Genomic DNA, 259 nt, shown 5'->3' on the forward strand with positions numbered 1-259 from the left:
GGCGCCGCCGAAGCGCGCGAGCTTCAACGGCACGCCGAGGAATTCGGTGAGCCATGCAGCCGTTTCGGCGCCCGTGTCGATCGCATCGACGGTGTCGCGCCAGACGGTCGCGGCCATCTTCGGGGTGGCGGGCGTCGCGTCGCCGTCGAGCGGCGTGCGGATCTCCGGCATGCCCGGCGCGTTCAGCACGAGCGCATCGCTGTCGAGCGCGGTGCGGATCAGCGCGAGGCGCGGATGCGTGCGCTGCGTGATCATCATC

1 protein-coding gene is annotated in these 259 nt (G+C 71.4%); it reads right to left on the reverse strand.

What is annotated here, in order from left to right; genetic code table 11:
• On the reverse strand, positions 1 to 259 hold a 259-nt coding region (locus tag SB764_RS41980), incomplete at both ends, for an MOSC N-terminal beta barrel domain-containing protein (RefSeq protein WP_410867033.1).

It is taken from the genome of Paraburkholderia sp. SIMBA_027, from assembly GCF_046535315.1.
Classification (GTDB): Bacteria; Pseudomonadota; Gammaproteobacteria; order Burkholderiales; family Burkholderiaceae; genus Paraburkholderia; species Paraburkholderia tropica.